This is a genomic window from Xanthobacter sp. DMC12 (assembly GCF_056314105.1).
Genome location: NZ_JBQUYZ010000009.1, coordinates 158,164 through 166,014 on the forward strand (window position 1 = coordinate 158,164; position 7,851 = coordinate 166,014).

The following is a 7,851-nucleotide window of genomic DNA, read 5'->3' on the forward strand; positions in this document are numbered from 1 at the left end:
TCTCTCTCCCGGTCATTTCATGAAGCGTGAGAAGCCGGCGACGCGCTCCATCAGCACCATCATCAGCACGGTGGCGATGATGATGACGCCGCAGGCGGAGGCGGCCCGGCTGTCGAGCTGGTTCTGGATGATGTCCCAGAGATAGATGGGCAGCACCTGCGTGCGGGCATCCTGGAGAAACAGCGACACCGGCACGTTGTCGAACGAGGCCATGAAGGCGATGAAGGCGCCGGAGGCGACGCCGGGGCTGATGAGCGGCAGCGTCACCGTCCGGAAGGTGTGCAGGCGCGAGGCGCCGAGGCTGCGCGAGGCGTCGAGCAAAGCCGGATCGAGCTGGGCGAGGCTCGCCAGCGTGGTGCGCAGCACGAAGGGCACGCACACCACGATATGGCCGATGGCCAACGTCAGCGTCGAGGGCCGCATCCCCAAGATCGAAAACAGCATCAGCGCCGCGAAGCCGAAGGCCAGCGCCGGCAGGATGAGCGGCGACAGGAACAGCGTCTCCAGTCCCCGCGCGACCGGGCCGCTGCTGCGGGCGATGCCGAGGGCGGCGGCCACCCCCAGCACCACGCAGGCGGTGACGCTGATGACGGCGACCTTCAGGCTCACCCACAGGGCGGCCTGCAATTCGTTGGCGTCGATGAGCGCCGCATACCAGCGCAGCGAATAGCTGGCGGGCGGGAAGTGCAGCGCCTCCTCCCCGGTGAAGGAGAGGATCAGGATGACCAGCGTCGGCCCCGCCAGCACGATGACCGAGATGAGGGAGAGGAGGCCGAACACGGCGTTGAAGGAGAGGGTCTGCCAGTCGCGGAGCATGGCGTCCTCCTAGCTGTAGAGCCGGGCCGCGCGGCTGCGCGAGAGCGCCACCAGCATGGCGACGATGAGCAGCACGGAAATCATGAAGATGACCGAGACGGCGGCGGCGAAGGGCCAGTTCTGCAAATCCATGGCCTGCTGGAAGATCATCATGGGCATGAAGAGCAGCCGCGAGCCGCCGATGAGCGACTGGGTGACGAAGGCCGTCACGCAGGCGGTGTAGGTGAGGATCGTTCCGGCGATGATGCCGGGCAGCGACAAGGGCAGCGTGACCTTGAAGAAGGTGCGCCAGGCCCCCGCCCCCAGCGCCTGCGAGGCGCTTTCCAGATTGGGATCGATGCGCTGGAGCGTGGTGATGAGGGGCAGCACCATGAGCGGCATCTGCACCTGCGCCAGCACGATCACGACGCCGGTCTCGCTGAATAGCAGCTTGAGCGGCTGCGCCGACAGGCCCAGCGCCAGGATCGCCTCGTTGACGATGCCGTGGCGGCCGAGGATGACGATCCAGGCGAAGGTGCGCACCACCACGCTGGTGACGATGGGCAGCACCACGAGGAAGATCAGCACGGCCTGCCAACGGGCCGCGACCCGCGTCGAGAGCCAGGCCAGCGGATAGCCGAACAGGAGGCAGAGGAGGGTCGCCTTGGCCCCCACCAGCAGCGTGTCGCGCAGCACCGCGAGGTTCAGCCCGTCGGTGAGGAAGGCGGCGTACTGGCCGAGGCCCAGCGTGCCGGTCATCTGCCGCTCGGTCTCGAAGCTGATGGCGACGAGCAGGCCGAGCGGCGCGACGAAAAACAGGGCGAAGAAGGCCGCAAGCGGCAGTGCGAGCGCCCAGTCCCTGGGTTTTGGATCGAGGGCGCCCGCCATGGTCACACCCGGATGTCGCGGTTGAACTGCTGGGTCCAGGCGGCGCGGTTCTGGTTCACCTTGGCCCAGTCGAAGAACACCATCTTGTCGAGGTCGGCCGGGCTTGAGGCGATCTGCTGGGCGACGAGGCCCGCATAGGGCACCTTGCTGGAGGTCGGGATCACGTTCCAGGGCGACTTCTGCATCTCGCCCTGCACCTCGGGCGAGATCTGGCTGTCCACATAGGCATAGGCCAGCTCCGGCTTCAGCGCGCCGGCGACGATGTGCATGGTGGTCTTCCAGGCCGGCGTGCCGGTGCTGACGCGGACGAACTCGATGGGCACGCCCTTGGCCTTCAGCTCCTCGGCGAAATTGAAGTTCTGCACGCCGATGTCGATCTCGCCCTGCTGGAACAGCGCGCCGTGCGCGCCGAAATTGGCGGAGACCGCGGCAAGGTTCGGCAGCAGCGTCTTCAGCTTCTTGAAGCCGGGCTCCATGTTCGCCTCGGTGCCGCCGGCGAGGCGGTTGATGTCGAGCAGGAAGGCGAGACCGAGGGTGGAGGCCAGCGAGGTGATGCCCACCCGGCCCTTGTATTCCGGCTTCCAGAGGTCCTCCCAGGAGGTGGGCGGGGTCTTCACCGTCTTGGGGTTATAGGCGATGCCGATGGCCTGCATGGTGATGGCGGGGCCGAACGCGCCCTGGAACTTCGGGTTCAGCGCCGTGAAGTTGGGCGACTTGGCCGGGTCGTATTTGGCGATGAGGCCGGCATCGATGGCTTCCAGCGCCGGGCCTTCGTCCAGCATGGCCACGTCGAAGGGCGGCTGGTTGCCCTTGGCGGCGGTGAGCTTGGCGATCTGCTCGGTGGCCAGCATGGGCGACTGCACCACGCTCGCTCCGGTGCGCTTGACGAAATAGGGCGCCAGGATCTGCTTCTGCACATTGGCCCAGGTGCCGCCGAAGGTGGCGGCCACCAGCTCGTCCGCGGCGAAGGCGCCGCGCGGGGTGAGGGCGAGGCCGGCGGCCGCCGTCGCGGAGGCGAGGAACCCTCGCCGGGACATTTCGAACGTCATGCTCAATTCCCCTTCTTGTGGGTGTCGCCCGAATGGTCCGGGAACAGGCCGGTGATGCGATTTGGCTTGAGGTGGAGGAAGACCGGGCCAGCCAGCGGGGCATCCGCCGCGCGCTCCTGCACCACCTTCACCGACGAGCCGTCGACGAGCGCCACCTCGTAGATGAGGGCGGGGCCGATGGGCATGACGGCGGTGATCTCGGCGCCGAGCGCCCCCGGGCCACCGGTGGCGCTCACGCGCATGCCCTCGGGCCGCACCGCGACGAGAACGGCCGCGCCCACGGGCAGCGCCGTCTCGCGTCCGGTCTCGATGACCATGCCATCGGCGAGCCGCACCGCCGCGCCCGTGGCCGAGGTGCCGGCCACCGTGGCCTTGAGCAGGTTGGCGGTGCCGACGAAGGTGTTCACGAAGAGCGAGGCCGGCCGATCGTAGATATCGGAGGGCGGGGCGAACTGCTCGAGGTTGCCGCGCGAGAGCACGGCAATGCGGTCGGACATGCCGAGCGCCTCCTCCTGGTCATGGGTCACCATGACAGTGGTGATGCCCGACTGACGCTGGAGGCGCTTGATCTCGATCTGCATGTCGAGGCGCAGATTCTTGTCGAGGGCGCTGAACGGCTCGTCCAGCAGCAGGATCTTCGGCCTTATGGCGAGGCAGCGGGCAAGGGCCACGCGCTGCTGCTGGCCGCCTGAGAGTTCGCGCGGGAGGCGGTCGCGGAAGGCGGCCATCTGCACCACGTCCAGCATCTCGCTGACGACGGCATCGGTCTCGGCCTTCGGCCGGCCGGCGGCGATGGGGCCGTAGGCGATGTTCTGCGCGACGCTCATGTGCGGGAACAGGGCATAGTTCTGGAACACGATGCCGATGCGCCGCCGGTTGGTGGGCAGATGGGAGATGGAGGCGCCATCCACGAGAACGTCGCCGGAGGTCTGGCGCAGGAAGCCGGCGATGATCTTGAGCAGGGTGGTCTTGCCGCAGCCCGATGGGCCGAGCAGCGAGACGAGTTCGCCGGGGCGTATATCGAGATCGATGGCATTGGCGGCCACCACCTGCCCGAACGCGTGGGAAATGCCCCTCAGCGTCAGCGCGTGCCCGGCGGACTGGCTCATGGTGAAAGCCTCAAGGGTGCATCGGATCGGGCGCCCCATCGCCCCCGCGCTGAAGATAGTCGCCCCGGCGCCCATTGCCGTCCATCGCAGATTTGATACTTTTCCATACGCAAAATGCGTATGGAGGCAGTGGTGCCGGCATCCCTCGTTCCCGCCGCCCTGCGCTATGCCGAGCAGGTGGCGCGCTCCGGCTCCATCCAGCGCGCCGCGAAGGATCTCAACGTCGCCGCCTCGGCCATCAACCGGCAGGTGCTGCAGCTGGAGGAGACGCTGGGCGTACCCCTGTTCGAGCGGGTGGCGAAGGGCATGCGCCTCACCCCTGCCGGGGACGCCCTCGTCACCCTCGCGCGCCGCTGGATGGCGGACGAACGGCGCACCGCCGCCGAGCTGCGCCAGCTTCAGGGGGTGGATCAGGGCCATGTGCGGGTGGTGGCCATGGACAGCCACGTCAACGGCATCCTGCCCGCCCTCATCGCCGACCTCGACGCCCGCCATCCGCGCATCTCGCTGGACGTGGAGGTGGCGAGCACGGACGCCGCCGTCGCCGCCCTCATGGCCGGGGACGCGGACATCGCCGCCATCTTCAATCTTTCGCCCCGGCGCGACATCCATGTGCTGTGGTCGGCGGAGCTGCCCTTCGGCTGCGTCATCGCGCCGGACCATCCGCTGGCGCGGCGCGGCTCAATCAGCCTGCAGGAGGCGGTGGCCCATCCCATCGTGCTCCAGAGCCGCGCCCTGATGATCCGCCGCTATCTGGAGGCACGGCACGGCTGGCTGTTCACGCAGGAGCGCAAGACGCTGGAGACCAATTCGCTCCAGCTGGTGAAGATCCTCGCCCGCGAGAAGGGCTATGTGGCCTTCACCTCGGAGCTGGACGCCGCCCCGGAACTGATCGCCGGCACGCTGGTCTTCCGCCCGGTGCGGGACAAGGGCGCCGAGCCGCAGATGGTCTCCATCGCCATCGACGGGCGCAAGCCCCTGACACGGGTCGGCCGCATCGTGGCGGAGGCGCTGGAGCGCCTCACCGGCCGGATGATCGACGATGTCCGCCGTGCCGGCGGCGGATCGGATTGAGCCGGGGTTGCGGCAAAATTCGCCTGTCGGATGGTGCCGCGATCGCTATGTTGACACGGGGCGGTTGCGTCGCTGCCGGTCGGGCAAGGCGGAGGGGGGAATGGTGCGCTTCGCGCTGCGGGCAATGGCGGTCCTGCTGGCGCTGGCCTGCGCCGCGGTCCTCGCGCTGGCGCTCGCAGTAAACCTGCCGCAGGCGGAAGGGCTGCGCCGCTCGCTCGCGGAGCAGGCGCTGACCCATCTGTGGGGCGAGCCGGTGAGCGTGCGCGGGGCGGTGGCCGTCACCCTGTGGCCCCGCGCGGCCGTCAAAATGGACGACGTGGAGGCGCACGGCGCCGACGGCGCCAATGCCCGCACCGCGCATCTCCGCGTCGCCATCCCGCCCTATGCCGAACTGGTGAGCGATGGGCTGCGCTACAGCCTCGCGGTGGAGGGCGGCGACTTCGACGTGCCGCTCGACAGCGGCGCGGCGGCCAGCCCCGGATCGCTGCTCGAATCCCCCATCTACGTGCTGTCCCTGCTGCCGCACCTCGCGATCCGCGACACCGTGGTCCGCTTCACCGACACCATGAACGGCTGGCTGTTCGAGCTGAAGGTGAAGGATCTCAGGAGCGCGGCCGAGGCGGGGCGTAACGTACTTGTCGCCGACGCCGCACTGAACGGCCAGCCCCTCACCCTCGGTTTCGCCTTCGACCTCGAGGTGGAAAAGGGAGAGCGGGAGCGCCCCTATGGCGCGCAGATCACCCTTGCCACCGCCGGCGGGCCCGATGCCCCCGGCCTTTCGGCGCGCCTTGACGTGCGCGCGCCGACAAGGCGGTTCGACCACGGTTTGGTGATGAAGCTCGAGGCCGATGCCAAAAGCCTCGCCAAGGGGCTGACCCTCGCCGGCATCGCGCCGTCCATCGACGGCACCGGCAAGGTGAGCGCGCGTCTCAAAGCCGAGCCGGACCGGTTGAGCTTCCACGATCTCGACCTCGGCCTCACGCTCGCGGACGGGGAGCACATCTCCGTCACCGGCCAGGCGGACGATCTCGCGACCCTCGCCGGAGCCGACCTGAAGGTGGTTGCCGATCTCGAAACCGCAGCCCCTGCCGCGGTCTCCGTGCGCGAGATCGTGGTGACCCGCCTGACGGGCGACTTCCGCAGCCGCGCCGATGGCATGATGCTGGACGAGGTCCTCATCTCCACCAATGCGTTCGACCAGAGCCTGCGGGAGATCGGCCCCATCAACGTGCGCTCGGTGACGCGCGATGCCGAGGGGCATGTGGCGTTCCGTGGCATCTCCGTGATCGCCGGCCCGGCCGACCGGCCCATTGCCCGGCTGCAGGGCAATGTAGACGACATTCTCGCCTTCCGCGGCGTGGAGCTTGCGGGCGGAGTCGATATCCCGGTGGCCAGCGTTTTCGCGCTGCCGCCCGAGGCCCAGGACAAGCTCGGCCGCATCGTCGGCAGCCTCTCCATATCGGATGCCGGGGCCGGGCTCGGGGTGGATTCCTTCGCCGCGCGCATCGAGGGTAGCGACCTGATTTCGGCGAGCCTCGCGCTCGTGCTCGACGACCTCGGCAAGCCCGGCGTCGCGGTGACCACCCAGGTGGACGCGCGCCTCAAGGTTCCCAACTATTCCGCCTTCGCCGCCGCCTTCGGCGACACCTCCGATTTCCGCGGGCAGGTGACGTTCGAGGGCCGCCTGAGCGGCACCACCGATGCGCTGACCATGGAGGGGCGCACCGATATCGGCCGCACCCGCATCGACGGCACCCTCTCCAGTCTCGCCGCGCCCGGAGGCCGGTCGGTGGTGAAGGGCAGCATCACCTCGCCGCTGGTCTATGCCGACGAGCTTCTCGCCTTCATGCGTCCGGAAGGCCAGCGGCGGCGCAAGGCGGTCAAGGTGATCGGCAGTCGGGAGCCGGAAGGCGGAAGCCAGATCGACCTGATCGGCACGACGGACGCGGATGTGGCCATTTCCGCCACGCGCCTGCAGGGCGGCGGCGACAGCGCCACCGGCGTCAAGGCCCGTCTCGTGGTGAACAACGGCACCCTGCGCGTGGACCCGCTGCGCATCGGCTATCGCGGGGGCGTCATCTCCGCCGTCATGGCGAGCGAAGGGCGCTCCGTGCTGCGCACCAAGGGGTCGGGGACGGGCTGGCCGCTGGCAACCCTGTTCGGGCGCGGCGCGCCCATCTCGGTGTCCGGCACGCTGAGCGTCGTCTTCGATCTCACCACCCGGATGGATGCGGACAATCCGATCGCCACCCTCGGCGGCACCCTCACCGGGCGCGTCGGCCGCGGCCGCATCGGCACCGGGCTTCTGGACCTCGCCGGCGTGGGCATCCTCGCCGGCATCTTCACCTCCTCGGTGCAGAAGGGCGAAAGCGTGCTGCGCTGTGCCAAGGTGCCCCTCCAGTTCCACAAGGGCGTGGGCCGCACCAATCCGGTGATCGTGGTGAACACCGAGCATGTGCAGGCCCTCGCCCGCGGCACGGTCGACCTTGTGCGCAACCGCATCGACCTGCGCGTGGCACCGCGTCCGATCACGGCGCCCGATGGTCCGCCCGGCCACAGCTTCACCGTGAAGGGCGCGCTCAGCAGCCCCTCCATCGCGATGGCTTCCGCCGGCAACGAGCCCCATGGCCGCTACGGCTGCGAGTGACGGGCCAGCCGCTCGCGACGACCTAGCGTTGCGATGACTTGGAAATAATAGTTCGATCGATTAGTCTTTGAATTGCCGCCGCCGCGACGCTGCGGCCATCCCACGCCATGCCTCTGGAGCACCCCATGACCGACCACCCGCCCGCGGCCCCGCGCGGCGCGCCCCCGCATGCCGGAAACCTTCCCGTGACGACCACCCGCCACGGACCTGTTGCGGTGGTTCACATCGACCACGCGCCGGTGAATGCGCTGTCTCGTGGCGTGCGGCAGGGGCTGCTGGATGCGGTGCG

General features: G+C 68.9%; 6 protein-coding genes. 2 read left to right on the forward strand and 4 right to left on the reverse strand.

Features of this window, described 5'->3' with window-relative positions:
- Nucleotides 1–12: 12 nt before the first annotated feature.
- From ACT535_RS24625 to ACT535_RS24640, 4 genes are read right to left on the reverse strand one after another with little or no spacing between them, the layout of a single operon-like run.
- Entirely contained in the window at nucleotides 13–816 is an 804-nt protein-coding gene (locus tag ACT535_RS24625; RefSeq protein ID WP_476366373.1) for an ABC transporter permease, read from the reverse strand.
- A gap of 9 nt (nucleotides 817–825) precedes the next feature.
- Nucleotides 826–1,683: an ABC transporter permease gene (locus tag ACT535_RS24630; RefSeq protein WP_476366374.1), complete on the reverse strand. Its 858-nt coding sequence runs from the start codon at nucleotides 1,681–1,683 to the stop codon at nucleotides 826–828.
- A gap of 2 nt (nucleotides 1,684–1,685) precedes the next feature.
- Entirely contained in the window at nucleotides 1,686–2,732 is a 1,047-nt protein-coding gene (locus ACT535_RS24635; protein WP_476366375.1) for an ABC transporter substrate-binding protein, read from the reverse strand.
- A 2-nt stretch (nucleotides 2,733–2,734) separates the two neighbouring features.
- The gene (locus tag ACT535_RS24640) at nucleotides 2,735–3,841 is read right to left on the reverse strand and encodes an ABC transporter ATP-binding protein (protein ID WP_476366376.1); all 1,107 of its coding nucleotides are present in this window, start codon (nucleotides 3,839–3,841) and stop codon (nucleotides 2,735–2,737) included.
- Between the two features lie 132 nt (nucleotides 3,842–3,973).
- Here ACT535_RS24640 and ACT535_RS24645 point away from each other — a divergent pair, with 132 nt between their 5' ends.
- Entirely contained in the window at nucleotides 3,974–4,915 is a 942-nt protein-coding gene (locus ACT535_RS24645) for a LysR family transcriptional regulator (protein ID WP_476366377.1), read from the forward strand.
- A 100-nt stretch (nucleotides 4,916–5,015) separates the two neighbouring features.
- Nucleotides 5,016–7,562: an AsmA family protein gene (locus ACT535_RS24650; RefSeq protein ID WP_476366378.1), complete on the forward strand. Its 2,547-nt coding sequence runs from the start codon at nucleotides 5,016–5,018 to the stop codon at nucleotides 7,560–7,562.
- The last annotated feature ends 289 nt before the right edge of the window (nucleotides 7,563–7,851 follow it).